Below are 22,932 nucleotides of genomic sequence, written 5' to 3' on the forward strand. Positions count from 1 at the left end.
GGGCTTCGCTGCTAGCCGAGCGCCGACTTCACGACGTCCGCGAGGCGTCCGGCGACCGCGCGGGCCTGCTCGATGTCGGCGGCTTCGACCATCACCCGTACGAGCGGCTCGGTACCGGACGGACGGAGCAGCACACGGCCGGTGGTGCCCAGTTCGCGCTCGGCGTCGGCGACGGCCGCCGCCAGCTCGCCGGAGGTCGTGACGCGGGACTTGTCCACGTCGGGCACGTTGATCAGCACCTGCGGCAGCCGCTGCATGACGCCGGCGAGATCCGCGAGGGACCGGCCGGTGGCCGCCACGCGCGCGGCGAGCAGCAGGCCGGTGAGGGTGCCGTCGCCGGTCGTCGCGTGGTCGAGGATGATCACGTGGCCGGACTGCTCGCCGCCCAGCGCGTAGCCGTTCTCCTTCATCGACTCCAGCACGTACCGGTCGCCGACCCCGGTCTGCACGACCTGGATGCCCTCGCCCTCCATGGCCAGCTTGAAGCCCAGGTTGGACATCACGGTGCCGACCACGGTGTTCTCGCGCAGCTGCCCCGCCTCGCGCATGGCGAGCGCCAGCACGGCGAGGATCTGGTCCCCGTCGACCTCGGCGCCCGTGCCGTCCACGGCCAGGCAGCGGTCGGCGTCACCGTCGTGCGCGATGCCGAAGTCGGCGCCGTGCTCGACGACGGCCGCCTTCAGCAGGCCCAGGTGGGTGGAGCCGCAGCCGTCGTTGATGTTGAGGCCGTCCGGCTCGGCGCCGATCGTGACGATCTCCGCGCCGGCCCGGGCGAAGGCCTCGGGCGAGACGTACGCGGCCGCGCCGTGGGCCTCGTCCAGGACGATCTTCAGGCCGTCGAGGCGGTTCGGCAGGACACCGATGAGGTGGGCGACGTACTTCTCGAAGCCCTCCATGTAGTCGGAGACCCTGCCCACTCCGGCACCCGTGGGCCGGTCCCAGGGAGCGCCGGTGCGGTGCTCCTCGTAGACCGACTCGATGCGGTCCTCCAGCTCGTCGGCGAGCTTGTGGCCGCCGCGCGCGAAGAACTTGATGCCGTTGTCCGGCATGGCGTTGTGGCTGGCGGAGAGCATGACGCCGAGGTCGGCGCCCAGCGCACCGGTGAGATACGCCACCGCCGGGGTGGGCAGCACACCGACGCGCAGGACGTCCACGCCCGCGCTCGCGAGGCCCGCGACGACCGCGGCCTCCAGGAATTCGCCGGAGGCCCGGGGGTCGCGGCCCACCACGGCCGTCGCCCGGTGGCCCGCGAAGGTGCCCGCCTCGGCCAGTACGTGGGCAGCCGCCACGGACAGGCCGAGCGCCAGCTCAGCCGTCAGATCCGCGTTGGCGACGCCGCGTACACCGTCCGTCCCGAAGAGTCGTCCCACTGTTGTCCTCCCGAGTTTCCGCTTGGCTTGTGACAGCTTGTGACAGCTTGTAACCGCGTGTGACATGTATGTGCCGCTTGTGGCGGTAAACGAACCGCCCCGGCAGCACAGAGAGTGCTGCCGGGGCGGTTTCGTTGCAGAACAGCAGGCGCAGATTAACGCTTGCTGTACTGCGGAGCCTTACGGGCCTTCTTGAGACCGGCCTTCTTGCGCTCGACCGCACGGTCGTCGCGGGAAAGGAAGCCGGCCTTCTTCAGCGCCGGGCGGTTGTTCTCGACGTCCGCCTCGTTCAGCGCACGGGCCACGCCGAGGCGCAGGGCGCCGGCCTGACCGGAGACGCCGCCACCCGCGATGCGGGCGATGATGTCGTAGCGGTTGTCCAGCTCGAGGAGCTTGAACGGCTCGTTGACTTCCTGCTGGTGCACCTTGTTGGGGAAGTAGTCCTCGAGGGTGCGACCGTTGATCTTCCACTTGCCGGTGCCCGGAACGATCCGGACGCGGGCGATGGCGTTCTTGCGACGGCCCAGGCCGGCGGCCGGCTGGGGGTCGCCGAAGCGGCCGGCAAGGGACTCGGAGGTGTAGTCGCCCTCGACGGCGACCTCAGACTCGCTGGTGTACTCCTCGACGTTGCCCTCGAACTCGTCGACGGGGGTCGTCTCGGCGGTGGTCTCGGCCACGATGCTCCTCAGAATTTTCTACGTCTTAGGGGGTGGCCGGAACTACTGCGCGACCTGGGTGATCTCGAACGGCACCGGCTGCTGGGCAGCGTGGGGGTGCTGGTCGCCCGAGTAGACCTTCAGCTTCGAGAGCATCTGACGGCCCAGGGTGTTCTTGGGGAGCATGCCCTTGATGGCCTTCTCGACGGCCTTCTCCGGGTTGTTCGCCAGGAGGTCGTCGTAGCGCACCGAGCGGAGACCGCCCGGGTAGCCGGAGTGGCGGTAGGCCATCTTCTGCGACGCCTTGTTGCCGGACAGGTGCACCTTGTCGGCGTTGACGATGATGACGAAGTCGCCCATGTCCATGTGGGGGGCGTAAGTCGGCTTGTGCTTGCCCCGCAGGAGGGCAGCGGCCTGGGTCGCCAGACGGCCGAGGACAACGTCCTGGGCGTCGATGACGAGCCACTGGCGCGAGATGTCGCCGGGCTTGGGGCTGAACGTACGCACGCGTATGCCTTCGCTTCTTCAGTGGTGGTATCCCATGGGGCGCAAGCCCGGTGGGAAGGTCCTGACAGGGTCACCACGGACGATCACGACAGCCCTCGTCCACATCGGGGACGCAACCCGTGTGAACCGCTGGTCATCGGTCCGGTGGACCGGCGCAAGGCCCTTTCACGTGAGAATGAGAAAGCCAATACGCATAACAAACCAGCAGGATACCCAAGCAGACCCGTACGGGTCAAAACGCGGTCCGCGATGCCGGTTCTGCTGGCTTCGCGGCGCACTCCGGTTCGGTCCTGGGTGGGGACCCCGCAGTTGTTACGGGGTTCAGAATAACCCCACCCGAGCCCAGCGCACGACGCGCCAGCAGGATCGCGAGCCCGCAGAGGGTGGCGCAGTCCTTGAAGGCACGCCGTTTCTGGGCCAGCTCTGAGGGCCACGGCACCAGCGCCAGCTGGGGCGTCAGGACCAGCCAGAACCAGGGCGAGCGGGGCATCGAGCCCGGCCGCACCCCCGAGGCCAGCAGCAGCGGCAGCACCACCAGCAGGTAGTGGTCGAAGGACGGCCGTGAGACCAGGAATGCGGCGAGCATCACCATGCAGGCCGTCTCCACGAGCCGCAGCTCTCCCCCGTCCGCCTCATCCTCCGTGCGCCGCCACCGCGTCCAGGCCGCCCACAGCCCGGCCCCGGCCCCGGCGAACGCCAGCGGCACCGCCACCAGCGCGGGCACCCCCAGCCGCGGCAGGACCGCGATCGGCGACGCGTCCCACGGCAGCGCGTACGCGTCCTGCCCCTGGAGCAGGAAGGGCAGCGTCTTGGTGAAGAACAGCGACGGGCTGGGCATCATCAGTGCCCCGGCCAGCGACACGCCCAGCGGGACCAGCACCGCCACCGCCAGCCCCCGCCACTGCCGGGCGAACAGGAAGAGCACCCCGATCGGCACCAGCATCGGCTTGCAGGCGATCGCCAGCCCGATCACCAGGCCGGCCGCCACCCAGGACCGCCGGCTGGCCAGCAGCAGCGCCACCGGCAGGGCCGCCGCCGAGATGGCCGTCCAGTTGCCGATCAGCACGAGGTTTTCGTACGGCTTGTAGGCGAGGGCGAACAGGGCGAACCCGCCGACCGCCAGGCGCGAGCGCAGCGGCACGGAGAACAGCTTCAGCGCCGCCCACCAGCCCGTCGCCAGCAGTGCGGTCATCCCGAGCGGCAGCACCCAGCGCAGCACGGTCTGCGGCAGCAGCGCCTCCGGGACCGCCATGAGCACGGCGCTGGGGAGGTAGAGGAAGCGCTTGTCCTCGTACGGCGACCCGCCGGCCAGCAGGGTCTCGGCCGCCTTCACCACGAAGGCGTTGTCGGAGCCCCAGTTCGCCCGCAGGCTGGTGGAGACGGCGATGCCGAGGAGCACCACGAGGGAGAGCACCCGCCACGACCGTGAGGCGGGCCGCAGCAGCCACTCGGTCGGCCGGGCGCCCGCGTCCGGGCCGTCCCACTTCATGAGCCAGATGCTAGGCCGCAGGCCCACAACGCCTCTCCCTCGCCTCTGCCGAGGGGCTCACACCCCTCTAGCGCTTCCGATCGACCCTACGTTCGTCCCACACGGGCTCCTGAGTCTCCCGCACAACGCCGTCGGAACCGAAGACCAGGTAACGGTCAAATGTCCGCGCGAACCACCGGTCGTGCGTGACGCACAGCACAGTGCCCTCGTACGCCTCCAGGCCGTCCTGGAGCGCCTCCGCCGACTCCAGGTCCAGGTTGTCCGTCGGCTCGTCCAGCAGCAGGGCCGTGGTCCCGGCCAGTTCCAGCAGCAGGATCTGGAAGCGTGCCTGCTGGCCGCCGGAGAGCTTCTCGAAGGGCTGCTCGCCCTGCCGCTCCAGCTCGTACCGGCGCAGCACGCCCATCGCCGCGCCGAGCGGCTTGGCCGCCTCCGTCCACAGGATGTCGACGAGGGTCCGGCCGAACAGCTCCGGGTGCGCGTGGGTCTGCGCGAAATGGCCGGGAACCACCCGGGCACCCAGCTTCCAGGTGCCGCTGTGCTTGACGTCCTCGCCCGCCAGCAGCCGCAGGAAGTGCGACTTGCCGGAGCCGTTCGAGCCGAGCACGGCGACCCGCTCCCCGTAGAAGACCTCCAGGGAGAAGGGCTTCATCAGGCCGGTCAGTTCGAGGTTCTCGACGGTGAGCGCGCGCACGCCCGTACGGCCGCCCTTGAGCCGCATCCGGATGTCCTGCTCGCGCGGCGGCTCGGGCGGCGGTCCGGCGTCCTCGAACTTCTGGAAGCGGGTCTGCATCGCCCGGTAGCGCGAGGCCATGTCGGGGCTGGACGCGGCCTGGTTGCGCAGCCGCAGCACCAGGGCCTTCAGCCGGGCGTGTTCCTCGTCCCAGCGCCGCTTGAGCTCCTCGAAGCGCGCGAAGCGCTCCTTGCGGGCGTCGTGGTACGTCCCGAAGCCGGCGCCGTGCACCCACACGTCCGTCCCCGTGGCGCTCGGCTCCAGACTGATGATCTTCTCGGCGGCGCGGGACAGCAGCTCGCGGTCGTGCGAGACGAACAGGACGGTCTTGCGGGTGGCCTTGAGCTGGTCCTCCAGCCACCGCTTGCCCGGGACGTCGAGGTAGTTGTCCGGCTCGTCGAGCAGCAGCACCTCGTCCGGACCGCGCAGCAGCGCCTCCAGGACCAGCCGCTTCTGCTCACCCCCGGACAGCGTCCGCACCTCGCGGAACTGCGCGGTGTCGTACGGGACGGCCAGGGCGGCCATGGTGCACACGTCCCACAGGGTCTCCGCCTCGTAGCCCTGGACGTCCGCCCAGTCGCTGAGGGCCTGCGCGTACGCCATCTGCGCGGCCTCGTCGTCGACCGTGAGGATCAGCTGCTCGGCGCGGTCCACGGCCTTCGCGGCCTCCCGGAGCCGCGGCGGGGCCACCGAGACCAGCAGGTCCCGCACGGTCGTCCCGTCCCGTACGGAGCCCACGAACTGCGACATCACGCCGAGCCCGCCGCTGAGGGTGACCGCGCCGCCGTGCGGCTGGAGCTCACCGGAGATGAGCTTCAGCAGGGTGGTCTTGCCGGCCCCGTTCGCTCCCACGAGCGCGACGACCGCCCCCTCCCCCACCCGGAAGGAGACGTCGGGGAGCAGGACCCGCCCGTCGGGAAGGTAGTACTCCAGGTGGCTGGCTTCGAGATGTCCCATGCCGCGCATTGTCCAGGCCGGGCCCCGGTCCGCCCAAACCGGTCAGCAGCAGCCCGCCCCCGGCAGGGTCCGCAGGTTGCGCGCTTCCTTGCTGCGCGCGGCCAGCAGCTCGTCGGCGGGGTAGCCGACCTCCTCCAGGGTCAGCCCGTGCGGCTTGACCACGTGCACGGAGGAGTCCCGTACGCCGGCGGCCAGCACCGTGCCCGGCCAGTCGGTGGGCCGGTGCCCGTCCCCGACGTGCAGCAGCGCGCCCACCAGCGAACGGACCATGTTGTGGCAGAAGGCGTCGGCCCGGACGGTCGCGGTGACGATCCCGTCCTCGGCCCGCTCCCAGCTCAGCTGCTGGAGCGTACGGATGGTCGTGGCGCCCTCGCGCTTCTTGCAGTACGCGGCGAAGTCGTGCTCGCCGAGCAGTGCGGCGGAGGCCTCGTTCATGGCGTCCACGTCCAGCGGCCACTGGTGCCACAGCACGTGCCCGCGGCGCAGCGGGTCGACGCCGCCCTGGTGGTCCCCCACCCGGTACGCGTACCGACGCCAGACGGCCGAGAACCGCGCGTTGAAGCCCTGGGGGGCCTCGGCGGCCTTCCAGACCCGTACGTCGTGCGGCAGCCGCCCGGCGAGGCGGCGCAGCAGCTTGCCGTGGTGTTCGGCCCACACCTCCTCGGCCAGGTCGAACTGGGCGACCTGGCCGCGGGCGTGCACCCCGGCGTCGGTGCGCCCGGCGACGGTCAGCTCGACCGGCTCGGACAGCCGCATCACGGTCTGCAGGGCCGACTCCAGTTCGCCCTGCACGGTCCGCAGCACGCGCTGCTTCGCCCAGCCGGAGAAGTCCTTGCCGTCGTAGCTCAGGTCCAGCCGCACCCGGACGTGACCGGGCTCCACCTCGTCACTCACGTGAGCGATCCTCTCAAGAACACCGAAATGCACCGCACATGCAGAACGGGCCCGCCCCGGAAGGGGCGGGCCCGTTCAGAGCCGATCAAGCAAGCTCGATCCCGGAGCGGGATCAGGCCTCCTTGGTCTCCTCGCCGGCCTCGGTCTCGGTGGCCTCGGCCTTGGCCTCCGCCTCCTTGACCGCGCGCTTGGTGGCGGCCTCGGCCTCACCGGTGGCCTGCTGGGCGACCGTCAGGGCCTCGACCAGCTCGATGACGGCCATCGGGGCGTTGTCGCCACGACGGTTGCCGATCTTGGTGATGCGCGTGTAACCACCGGGGCGGTTCTCGTAGCGCGGGGCGATCTCGGTGAACAGCGTGTGCACGATGCTCTTGTCCGTGATCGTCTGCAGCACCAGGCGACGGTTGTGGATGTCGCCCTTCTTGGCCTTGGTGACCAGACGCTCGGCGTAGGGACGCAGGCGGCGGGCCTTGGCCTCGGTGGTGGTGATGCGGCCGTGCTCGAAGAGCGCCTTCGCGAGGTTCGCGAGGAGGTGCTTCTCGTGCGCGGCGCTGCCGCCCAGACGGGCACCCTTTGCGGGACGCGGCATGGTGTTACTCCTTCATATCTGCACCGGCCGTGTCAGGTACCGGTGTCAGTTCCCCCGTGGCGGACGCCCCGGGAAAGTCTTGCTGTGCGAGCCGGGGCTCAGTACTGCTCGGTCTCGACGAAACCGGCGTCCGCGTCGTCGTCGGCACCGAAGGCGTCGGCGGCGGCGGTCGGGTCGAATCCGGGCGGGCTGTCCTTGAGCGCCAGGCCCATGCCGGCCAGCTTCGCCTTGACCTCGTCGATCGACTTCGCACCGAAGTTGCGGATGTCGAGCAGGTCGGCCTCGGAGCGGGCGACGAGCTCACCCACGGAGTGGATGCCCTCGCGCTTGAGGCAGTTGTACGAGCGGACCGTGAGCTCCAGCTCCTCGATCGGCAGCGCCAGGTCGGCGGCCAGGGCGGCGTCCGTCGGGGACGGGCCCATGTCGATGCCCTCGGCGTCGATGTTGAGCTCGCGGGCCAGACCGAACAGCTCGACCAGGGTCTTGCCGGCGGACGCCATGGCGTCGCGCGGGCGCATGGCCTGCTTGGTCTCGACGTCGACGATCAGCTTGTCGAAGTCGGTGCGCTGCTCGACTCGGGTCGCCTCGACCTTGTAGGTGACCTTGAGGACCGGGCTGTAGATGGAGTCGACCGGGATGCGGCCGATCTCCTGGCCCAGCTGCTTGTTCTGGACGGCGGAGACGTAGCCGCGACCGCGCTCGACGGTCAGCTCCATCTCCAGCTTGCCCTTGCCGTTGAGCGTGGCGAGGACGAGGTCCGGGTTGTGCACCTCGACACCGGCCGGGGGCGCGATGTCGGCAGCGGTGACCAGGCCGGGACCCTGCTTGCGCAGGTACATCACGACCGGCTCGTCGTGCTCCGAGGAGACGACCAGCTGCTTGATGTTGAGGATGATGTCGGTGACGTCTTCCTTGACGCCCGGCACGGTGGTGAACTCGTGCAGGACGCCGTCCACGCGGATGCTGGTGACAGCGGCACCCGGGATCGAGGACAGCAGGGTGCGGCGCAGGGAGTTGCCGAGGGTGTAACCGAAGCCCGGCTCCAGCGGCTCGATCACGAACCGCGAGCGGTACTCGTCGACGACCTCTTCGGTCAGCGAAGGACGCTGAGCGATAAGCATGTCTGTGTTCCTTCTTTCGTGGACGCCCACTATTTGACGTCCGACGGTCACTGCATACAGCAAGGGTACGGGCGGTACGTCCCCCCGAAGGAGTTCGTACCGCCCGGACACTCAAAGACGCACAGGTGCGTCCGCTGCGTCAGACGCGGCGGCGCTTCGGCGGACGGCAGCCGTTGTGCGGGGTGGGGGTGACGTCCTGGATCGAACCGACCTCGAGGCCGGTGGCCTGGAGGGAGCGGATCGCGGTCTCGCGGCCGGAGCCCGGACCCTTGACGAAGACGTCGACCTTGCGCATGCCGTGCTCCTGCGCGCGGCGGGCGGCCGACTCGGCGGCCATCTGCGCGGCGAAGGGGGTGGACTTGCGCGAGCCCTTGAAGCCGACGTGGCCGGCGGAGGCCCAGGAGATCACGTTGCCCGAGGGGTCCGTGATCGAGACGATGGTGTTGTTGAACGTGCTCTTGATGTGGGCGTGCCCGTGAGCGACGTTCTTCTTTTCCTTGCGGCGCACCTTCTTGGCAGCGCCCTGACGACCCTTGGGGGGCATCTAAATCTCCTACGGGAGGTGGTCGGTCCTACAGCGCAAGACCGCTGAACAGGACTACTTCTTGCCCGGCTTCTTCTTACCGGCGATCGCGCGACGCGGGCCCTTGCGGGTACGCGCGTTCGTGCTGGTGCGCTGACCGTGCACCGGCAGGCCACGACGGTGGCGGATGCCCTGGTAGCACTGGATCTCGACCTTGCGACGGATGTCGGCCTGGATCTCGCGGCGGAGGTCACCCTCGGTACGGAGGTTGGCGTCCACGTACTCGCGGATCTTGACCAGGTCCTCTTCGGCCAGGTCACGAACGCGGGTGTTCGGGTTCACGCCGGTGGAGGCGAGGATCTCCTTGGACCGGGTGCGCCCGATACCGAAGACGTAGGTGAGTGCGATCTCCACGCGCTTTTCGCGCGGGATGTCAACACCGGAAACGCGTGCCATTCAATGGCTCCTGTGTGTTCGGGGGTCTTCCGCAGAACCGACCCCGACCGCCGACCACCCGAAAGTGGGTGAGTGGTACGTCCGGGTCCCCGGCCCCCGCCGGAGGTACCGCCGGCCCTTCACAGGGCTGGGCGGGTTCTGCGTATGTACGTTTTCTTACGTCGCGCGAAGAACTGCGGAAGGCAGGTCGGTCGGCGTGCGTCAGCCCTGGCGCTGCTTGTGGCGCAGGTTGTCGCAGATGACCATGACCCGGCCGTGACGGCGGATCACCTTGCACTTGTCGCAGATCTTCTTGACGCTCGGCTTGACCTTCATGTTGGTGAGGTTCTCCGGGTCAGTGCCACCACCCGCGCAGGGACAAGACGCCCAAGCGGGAGTGAGGACAAGATCTACTTGTATCGGTAGACGATCCGGCCACGCGTCAGGTCGTACGGAGACAGCTCCACGACGACCCGGTCATCCGGGAGGATGCGGATGTAGTGCATGCGCATCTTTCCGCTGATGTGCGCGAGGACCTTGTGACCGTTCTGCAGTTCCACCTTGAACATCGCGTTCGGGAGGGACTCGATCACGGTGCCCTCGATCTCGATGGCACCTTGCTTCTTGGCCACGCTTCGCCCTTCGAATCGGCTACCTTGATCGGCTCCGTGTGCCCCATGCAGGCATGGGGGTGCAACAGAGCCGACGAGTCAGTCTACGTCAGGGCATCCCGAAAGACGAATCCGGAAAGTTTGCCCCAGAGTCTAGATCATTAACCGAGGGGGTCCGGGGCCGTGGTGACCCCGTACTCCGCCAGCTTCGCCTTGCCGCAGTCCGGGCTGGTCAGCACGATGGGGCCGGCCTCCGTCAGGGCGATGGAGTGCTCCCAGTGCGAGGACCAGGTGCCGTCCGTGGTGATGACCGTCCAGTCGTCCGCGAGGACCTCCGTCTGGGCGGTGCCCAGCGAGACCATCGGCTCGATCGCCAGGCAGACGCCCGGGACCAGCTTGATCCCCTTGCCGCGCTTGCGCGAGACGTAGTTCAGGAGGTGGGGGTCCATGTGCATCTCGGACCCGATGCCGTGGCCGCCGTAGTCCTCGATGATCCCGTACTTGCCGGTGGCCGGCCGCGGCTGGCGGCGGATGTACTGCTCGATCGCCTTGGAGATGTCCACGAGGCGGTTGCCGAGCTTCATGGCGGCGATGCCCGCCCACATGGACTCCTCGGTCACCCGGGAGAGCTCCAGGAGCTCAGGGGCGTGCCCAGAGCCCACGAAGGCCGTGTAGGCGGCGTCGCCGTGCCAGCCGTCCACGATCGCACCCGCGTCGATCGAGATGACGTCGCCGTCCTTGAGGACCGTCTTGTCGTCCGGGATGCCGTGGACGACGACCTCGTTCACCGAGGTGCAGATGGTCGCGGGGAAGCCGCCGTACCCGAGGAAGTTCGACTTCGCCCCGGCGTCCGCGATCACCTTGCGGGCCACCATGTCCAGATCCCGTGTCGTGGCACCCGGGACGGCCGCCTCCCGGGTCGCCGCGTGGATCGCGGCGACGACCAGCCCTGCCTCACGCATCTTCGCGATCTGCTCGGGGGTCTTGATCTGGACCATGGGAAAGGGCCTTCCAGCTTCGGAACGGGTCTTCTCAACAGTACGGCCGCGATGTCCTGGGGACACCGCGGCCGTACGTGCACAGCAAGGGGGTGACTACTTCTTGAGGGCGTCCATGGCGCGCCTCGTGATCTCCGCGACCTCACCGAGGGCGGGGATCGTGGACACGAGGCCCTGGGCCTTGTAGTAGTCGATGATCGGCTCGGTCTCCGCGTGGTAGACCGACAGCCGGTTGCGGACCGTGTCCTCGGAGTCGTCACCGCGCTGGTACAGCTCGCCGCCGCAGTGGTCGCAGACGCCCTCCGCCTTCGGCGGCGCGTACGTCACGTGGAAGACGTGCGCGGAGTCCTTGCGGCAGGTCCGGCGGCCCGCGATGCGCTTGACGACCTCGTCCTCCTCGACCTCCAGGTCGAGGACGGCGTCCAGGCTCAGGGCGGCCGCCTTGAGGATCTCGTCGAGCGCCTCGGCCTGCGAGAGGTTCCGGGGGAAGCCGTCGAGCAGGAAGCCGTTCGCGGCGTCGGGCTGCTCCATCCGGTCCTTGGCCATGCCGATGGTGACCGAGTCCGGCACCAGCTCACCGGCGTCCATGTACGACTTCGCGCTCTTGCCGAGCTCGGTGCCCTGGCTGATGTTGGCCCGGAACAGGTCGCCCGTGGAGATGTGCGGGATCGACAGGTTCTTTGCAAGGAACGCGGCCTGCGTTCCCTTGCCCGCACCGGGCGGTCCGACGAGGACGATACGCATCAGCGGAGGAACCCTTCGTAATTACGCTGCTGGAGCTGGCTCTCGATCTGCTTCACGGTTTCCAGACCGACACCCACGATGATGAGGATGCTCGTCCCGCCGAACGGGAAGTTCTGGTTCGCTCCGAAGCCCGCCAACGCCATCGTCGGCACAAGAGCGATGAGACCCAGGTACAGCGACCCCGGCCAGGTGATCCGGTTGAGTACGTAGCTCAGGTACTCGGCGGTAGGTCGACCGGCGCGGATACCCGGGATGAACCCACCATACTTCTTCATGTTGTCTGCAACTTCCTCGGGGTTGAAGGAAATCGCCACGTAGAAGAACGCGAAGAAGACGATCAGGAGGAAGTAGACCGCGATGTAGTACGGGTGGTCGCCCTTGACGAAGTGCTTGTTGATCCAGGTGGCCCAGCCCGCGGTGGAACCGCTGAACTGTACGACCAGCGCCGGGATGTAGAGCAGCGACGAGGCGAAGATGACGGGGATGATGCCCGCCTGGTTCACCTTGAGCGGGATGTAGGTCGAGGTACCGCCGTAGGCACGGCGTCCGATCATGCGCTTCGCGTACTGGACGGGGATCCGGCGCTGCGCCTGCTCGACGAAGACCACCAGGCCCACCATCGCGAGGCCGACGAGCATCACGACACCGAACTCGACCCAGCCGTCGGCGATCTTGCCCTGGACCTTGATCGCCCACAGAGCGCTGATGAAGCCGGCGGCGATCGAGATGAACATCAGGATCGACATGCCGTTGCCGATGCCGCGGTCGGTGATGAGCTCACCGAGCCACATGACGACACAGGTACCGGCGGTCATGGTCACGACCATGACGACGGTGGTGAAGATCGACCGGTTCGGGACGATCTGGCTGGCGACCTGGCAGCCCTGGAACAGGGCACCAGTGCGGGCAGTGGCGACGAGGCCGGTGCCCTGCAGGATCGCGAGTGCGACCGTCAGATAGCGCGTGTACTGGGTGATCTTCGCCGTGCCGGACTGGCCCTCTTTCTTGAGGGTCTCCAGCTTCGGGATGACCACGGTCAGCAGCTGCAGGATGATGCTCGCCGTGATGTACGGCATGATGCCGAGCGCGAAGATCGTGATCTGCAGCAGCGCACCGCCGCTGAACATGTTGACGAGACCGAAGAGGCTGTTGTTGCCACTCCCCATCTGGTCCACACAGATCTGAACGTTCTTGTAGCTCACGCCGGGTACCGGGATGTGGGACCCGAGCCGGAACAGCACGATGATGCCGAGCGTGAAGAGCAGCTTCTTGCGCAGGTCGGGCGTCTTGAACGCCCGGGCGAACGCGGTGAGCACGGTGCCTCCTGCGACCCCCGCGCTACTGCGTCAGAGGTGACGGTCTGAGGGATCGACGTATACGACAAAGCAAAGGTGCACGCCACCTTACCGGCGAGTGTGCCTCCCGTGGAACGACCAACCGGGGATGCCCCATATGTGAGGCATCCCCGGTCGGGTTTCGAACTATTTAGCCACTGGATTCGTCTTAGACGAGCTCGGTGACAGTGCCGCCGGCAGCGGCAATCTTCTCCTTGGCGGAGGCGGAGACGGCGTCAACCGAAACCTGCAGCGCCACGGAGATCTCGCCCTGGCCCAGGACCTTGACGAGGCTGTTCTTGCGCACCGCGCCCTTGGCGACCAGGTCGGCCACCGTGACCTCTCCACCCTCGGGGTAGAGAGCGCCGAGCTTGTCCAGGTTGACCACCTGGAACTCGGTGCGGAACGGGTTCTTGAAGCCCTTGAGCTTCGGCAGGCGCATGTGGAGGGGCATCTGCCCACCCTCGAAGCGCTGCGGGATCTGGTAACGGGCCTTCTGGCCCTTCGTACCACGACCGGCCGTCTTACCCTTCGACGCCTCACCACGACCGACACGGGTCTTCGCGGTCTTGGCACCGGGGGCGGGACGGAGGTTGTGGGCCTTCAGCGGGCTGTTCTCAGCCATGTTAGTCAACCTCCTCAACCGTCACGAGGTGGCGGACGGTCTGCACCATTCCGCGGAACTCGGGGCGGTCCTCCTTGACGACCACGTCGTTCAGGCGCTTGAGCCCGAGCGAACGCAGAGTGTCGCGGTGGTTCTGCTTGCTGCCGATGTACGACTTGGTCTGCGTGATCTTGAGGCGAGCCATTACGCAGCCCCCGCCCCGGCACGCGCACGCAGCAGAGCCGCGGGAGCGACGTCCTCGAGGGGCAGACCACGGCGAGCCGCGATCTCCTCGGGACGCTGCAGGCCCTTGAGCGCAGCAACGGTCGCGTGCACGATGTTGATCGCGTTCGACGAGCCGAGCGACTTCGACAGGATGTCGTGAACGCCGGCGCACTCCAGAACGGCGCGCACCGGGCCACCGGCGATAACACCGGTACCGGGGGAAGCCGGCTTCAGGAGCACGACGCCCGCGGCACGCTCGCCCGTGATCGGGTGAGGGATGGTGCCCTGGATGCGCGGAACCTTGAAGAAGTTCTTCTTGGCTTCCTCGACACCCTTGGCGATGGCCGCGGGAACTTCCTTGGCCTTGCCGTAACCGACACCTACCGTGCCGTCACCGTCGCCCACCACGACCAGCGCGGTGAAGCTGAAGCGGCGACCACCCTTGACAACCTTGGCGACGCGGTTGATCGCGACAACGCGCTCAACGTAAGCGGTCTTCTCGGCGGCAGGGCCACCGTCGCGACCCTTCCGGTCCCGCCGCTCGCCGCCACCGGCACCGCTTCCGCGGCGCTGGGGTCCAGCCATTGGATTACCTCTCTCTGTTACGTCCGTGAGTCCCGGAACCGGGGCTTAGAACTTCAGCCCGGCTTCGCGGGCGGCGTCAGCCAGAGCGGCAATGCGCCCGGCGTATCGGTTGCCACCGCGGTCGAACACGACGGTCTCGACACCCGCGGCCTTGGCACGCTCGGCGACGAGCGCGCCGACAGCCTGGGCCTGCGAGCTCTTGTCGCCTTCGCCACCGCGGATCGAAGCGTCCAGGGTCGACGCCGACGCCAGGGTGTGACCCTGGAGGTCGTCGATGACCTGAGCAACGATGTTGCGGTTGGAACGCGTCACGACGAGGCGCGGACGCTCCGCCGTACCCGAGACGTTCTTGCGGATGCGGATGTGGCGGCGAGCCTTGGCAGCGCGCTTGTACGCGTCGCCCTTGGCGATCTTCACACCGTATGCCATGGCTACTTACCAGCCTTTCCGACCTTGCGGCGGATGACTTCGCCGGCGTACTTGACACCCTTGGCCTTGTACGGGTCGGGCTTCCGCAGCTTGCGGATGTTGGCGGCGACCTCGCCGACCTTCTGCTTGTCGATGCCCTCGACCGAGAACTTGGTCGGCGACTCGACCTTGAAGGAGATGCCCTCGGGCGCCTCCACCAGGATCGGGTGGCTGTAGCCGAGCTGGAACTCCAGGTTGGAGCCCTTCGCGGCCACGCGGTAACCGACACCGCTGATCTCGAGAGCCTTGACGTACCCCGTGGTCACACCGGTGATCATGTTCGCCACCAGCGTGCGGGACAGGCCGTGCAGGGCCTTGTTCTGACGCTCGTCGTTCGGGCGGGTGACGTTCAGAACGCCGTCCTCGTCCTTGACGACTGCGATGGGCGCCTTAACGGTGTGCGCGAGGGAACCCTTGGGGCCCTTCACAGCAACCGTCTGGCCATCGATGGTGACGTCCACACCGGCGGGAACCTGGATGGGGAGCTTGCCGATTCGCGACATTGCTTTTCCTCCGTTCCCGACTACCAGACGTAGGCGAGGACTTCCCCACCTACGCCCTTCTTGCCTGCCTGCTGGCCGGTGAGGAGACCGTGGGACGTGGAGATGATCGCCACGCCCAGGCCGCCGAGCACCTTCGGCAGGTTGGTGGACTTCGCGTACACGCGCAGACCGGGCTTCGAGATCCGCTTGATGCCCGCAATGGAGCGCTCGCGGTTCGGCCCGAACTTCAGCTCGAGGACGAGGTTCTTGCCGACCTCGGCGTCCTCGACCTTCCAGCCGGTGATGAAACCCTCCTGCTTGAGGATCTCTGCGATGTGCGACTTGATCTTGCTATGCGGCATCACGACGGTGTCGTGGTACGCCGAGTTAGCGTTACGCAGACGCGTGAGCATGTCTGCGATCGGGTCAGTCATGGTCATGAAGTGGCCTTCGGCCTCTCTCGCCGGGGTTTCCTGTATGCGCCATCCCTCTCCCCACTCAGTGGCGGGACGGGTGCGGTGCGGGGACCTACGGCGTAGTAAGTCGTTATGGGCGGCGGACGCCCAACCACACAAGCCTAAGGCATGCGCGGCCGGGCACCCACCGTCCAGATGCTTACCGAGAGTGCCTGGTAACGCCCAAGTCCTTGCGGACGAGGGTGATTTACCAGGAGCTCTTGGTCACGCCCGGCAGCTCGCCACGGTGAGCCATCTCACGAAGGCAGACGCGGCACAGGCCGAACTTGCGGTACACGGAGTGGGGGCGACCGCAGCGCTGGCAGCGGGTGTACGCACGCACACCGAACTTGGGCTTGCGGGCAGCCTTCGCGATGAGAGCCTTCTTCGCCATCTCGCTTACGCCTCCTTGAAGGGGAAGCCGAGGTGACGAAGGAGCGCGCGGCCCTCAGCGTCGTTGGTCGCCGTGGTGACCACGGTGATGTCCATACCCCGGGTACGGTCGATCTTGTCCTGGTCGATCTCGTGGAACATGACCTGCTCCGTGAGACCGAAGGTGTAGTTGCCACGGCCGTCGAACTGCTTCGGCGACAGACCACGGAAGTCACGGATACGCGGAAGCGCGAGCGACAGCGTACGGTCCAGGAACTCCCACATGCGGTCACCACGGAGGGTGACGTGGCAGCCGATCGGCTGACCCTCGCGCAGCTTGAACTGCGCGATGGACTTGCGGGCCTTCGTGACGGCCGGCTTCTGACCGGTGATCGTCGTCAGGTCCTTGATGGCGCCGTCGATCAGCTTGGAGTCGCGGGCGGCGTCGCCCACACCCATGTTGACCACGATCTTCACGAGACCGGGGACCTGCATGACGTTCTCGTAGGAGAACTCCTCACGCAGCTTGCCCGCGATGTCCTCGCGGTACTTCGTCTTGAGACGCGGAGTGGTAGCCATCAGATGTCCTCACCCGTCCGCTTGGCAACGCGGATCTTGTTGCCCTCGTCGTCGAAGCGGAAACCGACGCGGGTAACGACCTTCTGGCCGTCCTTCTCCACAACCAGCTGAACGTTGCTGACGTGGATCGGCGCCTCGGTGATCACGATGCCACCGGTCTGCGAGCCACCAGCGGTCTGGCCGGCCTTGGTGTGCTTCTTGACCCGGTTGACACCCTCGACGAGGACACGGTTCTCAGCGGGGAAGGCAACGATGACCTTGCCCTGCTTGCCCTTGTCCTTACCGGTGATGACCTGGACCAGGTCGCCCTTCTTGATCTTCATGCTTACAGCACCTCCGGCGCGAGCGAGATGATCTTCATGAACTTCTTCTCGCGCAGCTCACGGCCGACGGGGCCGAAGATACGGGTGCCGCGAGGGTCGCCGTCGTTCTTCAGAATGACGGCGGCGTTCTCGTCGAAGCGGATGTACGAGCCGTCCTGGCGGCGGCGCTCCTTGACGGTGCGAACGATGACCGCCTTGACGACGTCACCCTTCTTCACGTTGCCACCGGGGATCGCGTCCTTGACGGTGGCGACGATGACGTCACCGATGCCCGCGTAGCGGCGACCGGAGCCACCGAGAACACGGATGCAAAGGATCTCCTTGGCACCAGTGTTGTCGGCGACACGCAGTCGCGACTCCTGCTGGATCACGTCTATCTCCTGTTTGTCTGCCGGTTCCCGGCGGGGGCTCCACTCCGGAGAGCTTCGCCCCCACCGAGCCTGGCGGAACGAATCTGAGGGAAACCCCTCAGATAATTACTTGGCCTTCTCGAGGATCTCGACGATGCGCCAGCGCTTGCTCGCCGACAGCGGACGCGTCTCCATGATGAGGACGCGGTCGCCGACGCCGGCAGCGTTCTGCTCGTCGTGCGCCTTGAGCTTGTTCGTACGGCGGATGACCTTGCCGTACAGGGCGTGCTTCACGCGGTCCTCGACGGCGACGACGACGGTCTTGTCCATCTTGTCGCTGACGACCAGACCCTCACGGGTCTTGCGGAAACCGCGCTCGGTCTTCTCAGTCACGTTGTTCTCGCTCATCAGGCGCTCTCCACCGTCTCGATACCGAGCTCACGCTCGTGCATCAGGGTGTAGATGCGAGCGATGTCCTTACGGACGGACTTGAGCCGGCCGTTGTTCTCCAGCTGACCCGTGGCCGCCTGGAAGCGCAGCTTGAACAGCTCTTCCTTGGCCTCGCGCAGCTTGCCAACGAGCTCCTCGTTGCCGAGCTCACGCAGCTCGGACGCCTTGGTTCCCGTCGCCATCACGACTCACCTGCCTCGCGCCGAACAATCCGGCACTTCATCGGAAGCTTGTGAGCAGCGCGGGTGAGCGCCTCACGAGCAATCTTCTCGTTCGGGTAGGACAGCTCGAACATGACCCGGCCCGGGTGCACGTTCGCGATCCACCACTCGGGAGAACCCTTACCGGAACCCATGCGGGTCTCGGCGGGCTTCTTCGTCAGCGGACGGTCCGGGTAGATGTTGATCCAGACCTTGCCGCCACGCTTGATGTGGCGGGTCATCGCGATACGAGCCGCCTCGATCTGGCGGTTCGTCACGTACGCCGGGGTCAGCGCCTGGATGCCGTACTCGCCGAACGAGACCTCAGTACCGCCCTTGGCCATACCGCGGCGCTTCGGGTGGTGCTGCTTGCGGTGCTTGACCCTACGAGGGATCAGCATGTCGGTCAGGCCTCCGTTCCGGTGCTCTCAGCCGGAGCGGCGGCGGGAGCGTCGGCCTTGGGGGCCTCGGCACCAGCAGCCTGCTGCGGCTTGCGGCCACCACGGCCGCCGCGCTCGCCACCACGGCCACCACGGCCGGCGGGACGGTCGCCAGCGCCGGCGCCACGGGCCGGGCGGTTACCCGCACGGGCCGCAGCGTTCTCGGCGCGAACCTCGGCGATGTTCTTGACGTCGCCCTTGTAGATCCAGACCTTCACACCGATACGGCCGAAGGTGGTCTTGGCCTCGAAGAAGCCGTAGTCCACGTTCGCGCGCAGCGTGTGCAGCGGCACACGACCCTCGCGGTAGAACTCGGAGCGGGACATCTCGGCGCCGCCGAGGCGGCCGCCGCACTGGATCTTGATGCCCTTGGCGCCGGCCTTCATCGTGCCCTGCATGCTCTTACGCATGGCGCGACGGAAGGAGACGCGGGAGGAGAGCTGCTCGGCAACGGCCTGGGCAACCAGCTGAGCGTCGAGCTCGGGGTTCTTGACCTCGAGGATGTTCAGCTGGACCTGCTTGCCCGTGAGCTTCTCGAGGTCACCGCGGATGCGGTCGGCCTCGGCGCCACGGCGGCCGATGACGATGCCCGGACGAGCGGTGTGGATGTCCACACGCACGCGGTCACGGGTGCGCTCGATCTCAACCTTCGAGATGCCGGCGCGCTCCATGCCGGACGTCATCATCCGACGGATGGCGACGTCTTCCTTGACGTAGTCCTTGTACAGCTTGTCGGCGTACCAACGCGACTTGAAGTCGGTGGTGATGCCGAGCCGGAACCCGTGCGGGTTTACCTTCTGGCCCATTACCGGGAACCTTCCTTGCTGCTGACGACCACGGTGATGTGGCTGGTCCGCTTGCGGATCCGGTAGGCACGGCCCTGCGCACGCGGACGGAACCGCTTCAGGGTCGGGCCCTCGTCCACGAACGCCTCGCTGATGAACAGCGAAGAAGCGTCCGGGTGGTTGTAGTTGTGTGCGGCGTTGGCAATGGCGCTGTCCAGCACCTTGCCGACCGGCACGCTCGCGGCCTGCGGGGCGAAACGCAGGACCGCCTGAGCCTCCGTGGCATCCATGCCACGGATAAGGTCCACCACTCGGCGGGCCTTCATGGGCGTGACGCGGATGTACCGCGCCTGGGCCCTGGCTTCCATGGTTGTCCCTTCGGTGTAAGTCATAGTCGTAACCACCCCGCCTTTAGCGGCGCTTCGACTTCCGGTCGTCCTTGACGTGGCCGCGGAAGGTGCGAGTCGGCGAGAACTCGCCGAGCTTGTGGCCGACCATCGACTCGGTGACGAACACCGGGACGTGGGTCTTGCCGTTGTGCACCGCGATGGTGTGACCCAGCATGCTGGGGATGATCATCGAGCGACGGGACCAGGTCTTGATGACGTTCTTGGTGCCGGCTTCGTTCTGGACGTCCACCTTCTTTACGAGGTGGTCGTCGACGAAGGGCCCCTTCTTGAGACTGCGCGGCATCTAAACCCGCTCCTAGCGCTTCTTGTTCGTCTTGCGGCGGCGGACGATGTACTTGCTCGAAGCCTTCTTCGGCGAGCGAGTACGACCCTCCTTCTGACCCCACGGGGAGACCGGGTGGCGACCACCACTGGTCTTGCCCTCACCACCACCGTGCGGGTGGTCAACCGGGTTCATCGCGACACCGCGGACGGACGGGCGAACGCCCTTCCAGCGCATGCGGCCGGCCTTGCCCCAGTTGATGTTCGACTGCTCGGCGTTGCCGACCTCGCCGACCGTGGCGCGGCAGCGCGCGTCGACGAGACGGATCTCACCGGACGGCATGCGCAGGTGGGCCATGACGCCCTCCTTCGCCAGCAGCTGTACGGAGGCACCAGCCGAACGCGCGAACTTGGCGCCGCCACCGGGACGGAGCTCGATCGCGTGGATCGTGGTACCGACCGGGATGTTGCGGAGCGCGAGGTTGTTGCCGGGCTTGATGTCGGCCGTCGGGCCGTTCTCAATCCGGTCACCCTGCTGCAGACCGCGCGGCGCGATGATGTAGCGCTTCTCGCCGTCGGCGTAGTGCAGCAGCGCGATGCGCGCGGTGCGGTTGGGGTCGTACTCGATGTGCGCGACCTTGGCCGGCACGCCGTCCTTGTCGTGACGACGGAAGTCGATCACGCGGTAGGCGCGCTTGTGGCCACCACCCTGGTGGCGAACGGTCACACGACCGGTGTTGTTACGGCCGCCCTTGCTGTGCAGCGGGCGGACCAGCGACTTCTCCGGCGTGGACCGCGTGATCTCGACAAAGTCGGCGACGCTGGAGCCACGACGGCCCGGGGTCGTCGGCTTGTACTTGCGGATACCCATTTCTCAGTCCTCGTCCGATTCCGGACGACTAGACCTCCGTTAGGAGGCCTGGCCGCCGAAGATGTCGATACGGTTGCCCTCGGCAAGGGTCACGATGGCGCGCTTGGTGTTGGCGCGCTTGCCGAAACCGGTCTTGGTGCGCTTGCGCTTACCCTGACGGTTGATCGTGTTGACCCCGGTGACCTTGACCGAGAAGACCGCTTCCACGGCCTGCTTGATCTGGGTCTTGTTGGCGCCGGGCGCGACGATGAACGTGTACTTGTTCTCGTCCAGCAGCGCGTAGCTCTTCTCCGAGACAACCGGCTTGATCAGCAGGTCGCGCGGGTCAGTGAAGGTCTTGCTGGTAACGGTCGCCTCAGACATCAGGCGTCGCTCCCTTCGGTCTCGTCGGCCTTGGGGCCAGACACGAAGGACTCGAGCGCGGCCTGGGTGAAGACCACGTCGTCAGAGACGATCACGTCGTACGTGTTCAGCTGGCCCGGCTCCAGGATGTGAACCTGGGGCAGGTTGCGGGCGGACAGCCACGCGGCCTCGTCGGCACGCTCGACGACCAGGAGCAGGTTCTTGCGCTCCGAGATCTTGCCGAACAGCGTCTTGGCGGCCTTCGTGGAGGCGGCACCCTCGACCACGCCGGTGACGACGTGGATGCGGGAGTGACGCGCGCGGTCCGAGAGGGCACCGCGGAGGGCGGCGACCTTCATCTTCTTGGGGGTCCGCTGCGAGTAGTCACGCGGCTGCGGGCCGTGGACGACGCCACCGCCTGCGAACTGCGGAGCGCGGGTCGAACCCTGACGGGCGCGGCCGGTGCCCTTCTGGCGGTACGGCTTGCGGCCACCACCACGGACTTCGCCACGGGTCTTGGTCTTGTGCGTGCCCTGACGGGCAGCTGCCAGCTGGGCGACAACGACCTGGTGGATCAGCGGAACGCTGGTCTTCGCGTCGAAGATCTCCGCGGGGAGATCGACGGTACCGGCCTTGTCGCCTGCCGGCGAAAGGATGTCAATGGTGCTCATTACCTCAAGCCCCCTTGGCCGCGGTACGGACCAGGACGAGGCCGCCGTTCGGACCGGGGACTGCGCCCTTGATGAGGAGCAGACCCTTCTCCGCGTCAACCGCGTGGATGGTCAGGTTCTGGGTGGTGACGCGCTCGTTGCCCATGCGACCAGCCATGCGCATGCCCTTGAAGACACGCCCAGGGGTGGCGCAGCCACCGATCGAACCGGGGGAGCGGTGCTTGCGCTGCACACCGTGACCGGCGCCGAGGCCCCGGAAGTTGTGCCGCTTCATGACACCGGCGAAGCCCTTGCCCTTGCTGTTGCCCGTGACGTCAACCTTGACGCCGGACTCGAACACCTCAGCAGTGATCTCCTGGCCGAGCGTGTACTCGCTGGCGTCGGAGGTGCGGAGCTCCACCAGGTGGCGGCGGGGGGTCACGTCGGCCTTGGCGAAGTGGCCCTTGAGGGGCTTGTTCACCTTGCGCGGGTCGATCTCGCCGAAGGCGATCTGGACCGACTCGTAGCCGTCGATGTCGTTCGTACGGACCTGGGTAACGACACAGGGCCCGGCCTTGACGACGGTCACCGGGACGACACGGTTGTTCTCGTCCCAGACCTGGGTCATGCCGAGCTTCTCGCCCAGGACGCCCTTGATCTGCTTTGCCATCTTCTCGACGCCTCTCAGAGCTTGATCTCGATGTCAACGCCGGCCGGAAGGTCCAGGCGCATCAGCGAGTCAACGGTCTTGGGCGTCGGGTCGAGGATGTCGATCAGGCGCTTGTGCGTGCGCATCTCGAAGTGCTCGCGCGAGTCCTTGTACTTGTGCGGCGACTTGATGACGCAGTACACGTTCTTCTCAGTGGGCAGCGGCACCGGGCCTGCGACCGACGCACCAGTGCGGGTCACCGTCTCGACGATCTTCTTCGCCGAGGAGTCGATGACCTCGTGGTCGTAGGCCTTGAGCCGGATGCGGATCTTCTGTCCCGCCATGGCTACTTCGTAGTCCTTTGTCTCGTGTGAAAACGCTCTGACTCTCGGTCGGCTGCGGGGTGACCCGCGGCTCCTCCTCCGACCCCCGCGGTCGGGCGTGTCGCACTCCCTCCAAAGAAATCTCCATAA

36 protein-coding genes are annotated in these 22,932 nt (G+C 67.1%); all 36 read right to left on the bottom strand.

All coding sequences use genetic code 11. The annotated features are described in order from the left end of the window. Window positions 1-11 precede the first annotated feature (11 nt). The 36 genes from glmM to rpsJ all read right to left on the bottom strand — a co-directional run bounded on the left by glmM (window position 12) and on the right by rpsJ (window position 22,803). A complete protein-coding gene (gene glmM, locus ACFWUZ_RS30920) occupies window positions 12-1,370 on the bottom strand; it encodes a phosphoglucosamine mutase (protein ID WP_384380276.1) in 1,359 nt (452 codons plus the stop codon). 155 nt (window positions 1,371-1,525) lie between these two features. Next, window positions 1,526-2,047, bottom strand: coding sequence for a 30S ribosomal protein S9 (gene rpsI / locus ACFWUZ_RS30925; protein WP_384380280.1), 522 nt, complete (start codon window positions 2,045-2,047; stop codon window positions 1,526-1,528). Window positions 2,048-2,089: 42 nt separating this feature from the next. Continuing rightward, a complete protein-coding gene (rplM, locus tag ACFWUZ_RS30930; protein ID WP_008739660.1) occupies window positions 2,090-2,533 on the bottom strand; it encodes a 50S ribosomal protein L13 in 444 nt (147 codons plus the stop codon). Window positions 2,534-2,765: 232 nt separating this feature from the next. Continuing rightward, a complete protein-coding gene (locus tag ACFWUZ_RS30935) occupies window positions 2,766-4,022 on the bottom strand; it encodes a glycosyltransferase family 87 protein (protein WP_384380284.1) in 1,257 nt (418 codons plus the stop codon). Window positions 4,023-4,089: 67 nt separating this feature from the next. Next, complete coding sequence (locus ACFWUZ_RS30940; RefSeq protein WP_384380287.1) at window positions 4,090-5,718, bottom strand: ABC-F family ATP-binding cassette domain-containing protein; 1,629 nt, start codon at window positions 5,716-5,718, stop codon at window positions 4,090-4,092. Between the two features lie 33 nt (window positions 5,719-5,751). Next, window positions 5,752-6,603 (bottom strand): tRNA pseudouridine(38-40) synthase TruA, encoded by an 852-nt coding sequence (gene truA / locus ACFWUZ_RS30945; RefSeq protein ID WP_384380290.1) that lies wholly within the window; start codon window positions 6,601-6,603, stop codon window positions 5,752-5,754. 112 nt (window positions 6,604-6,715) lie between these two features. After that, a complete protein-coding gene (gene rplQ, locus ACFWUZ_RS30950) occupies window positions 6,716-7,192 on the bottom strand; it encodes a 50S ribosomal protein L17 (RefSeq protein ID WP_384380293.1) in 477 nt (158 codons plus the stop codon). 98 nt (window positions 7,193-7,290) lie between these two features. Further along, entirely contained in the window at window positions 7,291-8,313 is a 1,023-nt protein-coding gene (locus tag ACFWUZ_RS30955; RefSeq protein WP_007265920.1) for a DNA-directed RNA polymerase subunit alpha, read from the bottom strand. Between the two features lie 139 nt (window positions 8,314-8,452). Next, window positions 8,453-8,857 (bottom strand): 30S ribosomal protein S11, encoded by a 405-nt coding sequence (gene rpsK, locus ACFWUZ_RS30960; protein ID WP_003956432.1) that lies wholly within the window; start codon window positions 8,855-8,857, stop codon window positions 8,453-8,455. 54 nt (window positions 8,858-8,911) lie between these two features. Then, window positions 8,912-9,292: a 30S ribosomal protein S13 gene (rpsM, locus tag ACFWUZ_RS30965; protein WP_030710357.1), complete on the bottom strand. Its 381-nt coding sequence runs from the start codon at window positions 9,290-9,292 to the stop codon at window positions 8,912-8,914. Window positions 9,293-9,493: 201 nt separating this feature from the next. Further along, entirely contained in the window at window positions 9,494-9,607 is a 114-nt protein-coding gene (gene rpmJ / locus ACFWUZ_RS30970) for a 50S ribosomal protein L36 (RefSeq protein ID WP_003956441.1), read from the bottom strand. 74 nt (window positions 9,608-9,681) lie between these two features. Then, window positions 9,682-9,903: a translation initiation factor IF-1 gene (gene infA / locus ACFWUZ_RS30975; protein ID WP_003956442.1), complete on the bottom strand. Its 222-nt coding sequence runs from the start codon at window positions 9,901-9,903 to the stop codon at window positions 9,682-9,684. Window positions 9,904-10,043: 140 nt separating this feature from the next. Then, a complete protein-coding gene (map, locus tag ACFWUZ_RS30980; RefSeq protein ID WP_384380296.1) occupies window positions 10,044-10,880 on the bottom strand; it encodes a type I methionyl aminopeptidase in 837 nt (278 codons plus the stop codon). A 96-nt stretch (window positions 10,881-10,976) separates the two neighbouring features. Further along, the gene (locus tag ACFWUZ_RS30985; RefSeq protein WP_384380300.1) at window positions 10,977-11,624 is read right to left on the bottom strand and encodes an adenylate kinase; all 648 of its coding nucleotides are present in this window, start codon (window positions 11,622-11,624) and stop codon (window positions 10,977-10,979) included. Then, the gene (gene secY / locus ACFWUZ_RS30990; RefSeq protein ID WP_384380303.1) at window positions 11,624-12,940 is read right to left on the bottom strand and encodes a preprotein translocase subunit SecY; all 1,317 of its coding nucleotides are present in this window, start codon (window positions 12,938-12,940) and stop codon (window positions 11,624-11,626) included. The genes ACFWUZ_RS30985 and secY overlap by 1 nt, the downstream gene beginning before the upstream one ends. Window positions 12,941-13,127: 187 nt before the next feature. Next, complete coding sequence (rplO, locus tag ACFWUZ_RS30995) at window positions 13,128-13,583, bottom strand: 50S ribosomal protein L15 (RefSeq protein WP_030008473.1); 456 nt, start codon at window positions 13,581-13,583, stop codon at window positions 13,128-13,130. 1 nt (window position 13,584) lies between these two features. Beyond that, complete coding sequence (rpmD, locus tag ACFWUZ_RS31000) at window positions 13,585-13,767, bottom strand: 50S ribosomal protein L30 (protein WP_053682614.1); 183 nt, start codon at window positions 13,765-13,767, stop codon at window positions 13,585-13,587. Beyond that, entirely contained in the window at window positions 13,767-14,372 is a 606-nt protein-coding gene (rpsE, locus tag ACFWUZ_RS31005) for a 30S ribosomal protein S5 (RefSeq protein WP_030298218.1), read from the bottom strand. The genes rpmD and rpsE overlap by 1 nt, the downstream gene beginning before the upstream one ends. A 45-nt stretch (window positions 14,373-14,417) precedes the next feature. Then, window positions 14,418-14,801: a 50S ribosomal protein L18 gene (gene rplR, locus ACFWUZ_RS31010; protein WP_030008471.1), complete on the bottom strand. Its 384-nt coding sequence runs from the start codon at window positions 14,799-14,801 to the stop codon at window positions 14,418-14,420. Window positions 14,802-14,803: 2 nt separating this feature from the next. After that, the gene (gene rplF, locus ACFWUZ_RS31015) at window positions 14,804-15,343 is read right to left on the bottom strand and encodes a 50S ribosomal protein L6 (protein ID WP_362395173.1); all 540 of its coding nucleotides are present in this window, start codon (window positions 15,341-15,343) and stop codon (window positions 14,804-14,806) included. Window positions 15,344-15,363: 20 nt separating this feature from the next. Beyond that, window positions 15,364-15,762, bottom strand: a complete 399-nt coding sequence (rpsH, locus tag ACFWUZ_RS31020) for a 30S ribosomal protein S8 (protein ID WP_007265911.1) — start codon at window positions 15,760-15,762, stop codon at window positions 15,364-15,366. A gap of 223 nt (window positions 15,763-15,985) precedes the next feature. Next, complete coding sequence (locus tag ACFWUZ_RS31025; protein ID WP_003956452.1) at window positions 15,986-16,171, bottom strand: type Z 30S ribosomal protein S14; 186 nt, start codon at window positions 16,169-16,171, stop codon at window positions 15,986-15,988. A 5-nt stretch (window positions 16,172-16,176) separates the two neighbouring features. Further along, window positions 16,177-16,728, bottom strand: coding sequence for a 50S ribosomal protein L5 (gene rplE / locus ACFWUZ_RS31030; RefSeq protein ID WP_384380308.1), 552 nt, complete (start codon window positions 16,726-16,728; stop codon window positions 16,177-16,179). Then, the gene (gene rplX / locus ACFWUZ_RS31035; RefSeq protein WP_073912889.1) at window positions 16,728-17,051 is read right to left on the bottom strand and encodes a 50S ribosomal protein L24; all 324 of its coding nucleotides are present in this window, start codon (window positions 17,049-17,051) and stop codon (window positions 16,728-16,730) included. Before rplX ends, rplE begins: the two co-directional genes overlap by 1 nt. A gap of 2 nt (window positions 17,052-17,053) precedes the next feature. Next, window positions 17,054-17,422, bottom strand: a complete 369-nt coding sequence (rplN, locus tag ACFWUZ_RS31040) for a 50S ribosomal protein L14 (protein WP_003956455.1) — start codon at window positions 17,420-17,422, stop codon at window positions 17,054-17,056. 105 nt (window positions 17,423-17,527) lie between these two features. Then, complete coding sequence (gene rpsQ, locus ACFWUZ_RS31045) at window positions 17,528-17,809, bottom strand: 30S ribosomal protein S17 (RefSeq protein WP_030008467.1); 282 nt, start codon at window positions 17,807-17,809, stop codon at window positions 17,528-17,530. Continuing rightward, the gene (gene rpmC / locus ACFWUZ_RS31050; RefSeq protein ID WP_008739703.1) at window positions 17,809-18,033 is read right to left on the bottom strand and encodes a 50S ribosomal protein L29; all 225 of its coding nucleotides are present in this window, start codon (window positions 18,031-18,033) and stop codon (window positions 17,809-17,811) included. Before rpmC ends, rpsQ begins: the two co-directional genes overlap by 1 nt. Beyond that, entirely contained in the window at window positions 18,033-18,452 is a 420-nt protein-coding gene (rplP, locus tag ACFWUZ_RS31055) for a 50S ribosomal protein L16 (RefSeq protein ID WP_030026326.1), read from the bottom strand. The genes rpmC and rplP overlap by 1 nt, the downstream gene beginning before the upstream one ends. Before the next feature lie 5 nt (window positions 18,453-18,457). Further along, window positions 18,458-19,297, bottom strand: coding sequence for a 30S ribosomal protein S3 (gene rpsC / locus ACFWUZ_RS31060; protein ID WP_007265905.1), 840 nt, complete (start codon window positions 19,295-19,297; stop codon window positions 18,458-18,460). Continuing rightward, entirely contained in the window at window positions 19,297-19,644 is a 348-nt protein-coding gene (gene rplV, locus ACFWUZ_RS31065) for a 50S ribosomal protein L22 (RefSeq protein ID WP_136213228.1), read from the bottom strand. The genes rpsC and rplV overlap by 1 nt, the downstream gene beginning before the upstream one ends. 43 nt (window positions 19,645-19,687) lie before the next feature. Further along, a complete protein-coding gene (gene rpsS / locus ACFWUZ_RS31070) occupies window positions 19,688-19,969 on the bottom strand; it encodes a 30S ribosomal protein S19 (RefSeq protein ID WP_008739713.1) in 282 nt (93 codons plus the stop codon). 12 nt (window positions 19,970-19,981) lie between these two features. Further along, entirely contained in the window at window positions 19,982-20,818 is an 837-nt protein-coding gene (rplB, locus tag ACFWUZ_RS31075; protein WP_362583027.1) for a 50S ribosomal protein L2, read from the bottom strand. Window positions 20,819-20,857: 39 nt separating this feature from the next. Beyond that, a complete protein-coding gene (gene rplW, locus ACFWUZ_RS31080) occupies window positions 20,858-21,181 on the bottom strand; it encodes a 50S ribosomal protein L23 (protein ID WP_007265901.1) in 324 nt (107 codons plus the stop codon). After that, window positions 21,181-21,831 (bottom strand): 50S ribosomal protein L4, encoded by a 651-nt coding sequence (gene rplD, locus ACFWUZ_RS31085; RefSeq protein ID WP_384380314.1) that lies wholly within the window; start codon window positions 21,829-21,831, stop codon window positions 21,181-21,183. Before rplD ends, rplW begins: the two co-directional genes overlap by 1 nt. Before the next feature lie 4 nt (window positions 21,832-21,835). Beyond that, window positions 21,836-22,480 (bottom strand): 50S ribosomal protein L3, encoded by a 645-nt coding sequence (rplC, locus tag ACFWUZ_RS31090; RefSeq protein WP_007265899.1) that lies wholly within the window; start codon window positions 22,478-22,480, stop codon window positions 21,836-21,838. A gap of 14 nt (window positions 22,481-22,494) precedes the next feature. Beyond that, the gene (gene rpsJ / locus ACFWUZ_RS31095) at window positions 22,495-22,803 is read right to left on the bottom strand and encodes a 30S ribosomal protein S10 (RefSeq protein WP_003948644.1); all 309 of its coding nucleotides are present in this window, start codon (window positions 22,801-22,803) and stop codon (window positions 22,495-22,497) included. Between the last annotated feature and the right edge of the window lie 129 nt (window positions 22,804-22,932).

The sequence above is a fragment of the Streptomyces sp. NPDC058646 genome (genome assembly GCF_042716875.1).
Lineage (GTDB): Bacteria > Actinomycetota > Actinomycetes > Streptomycetales > Streptomycetaceae > Streptomyces.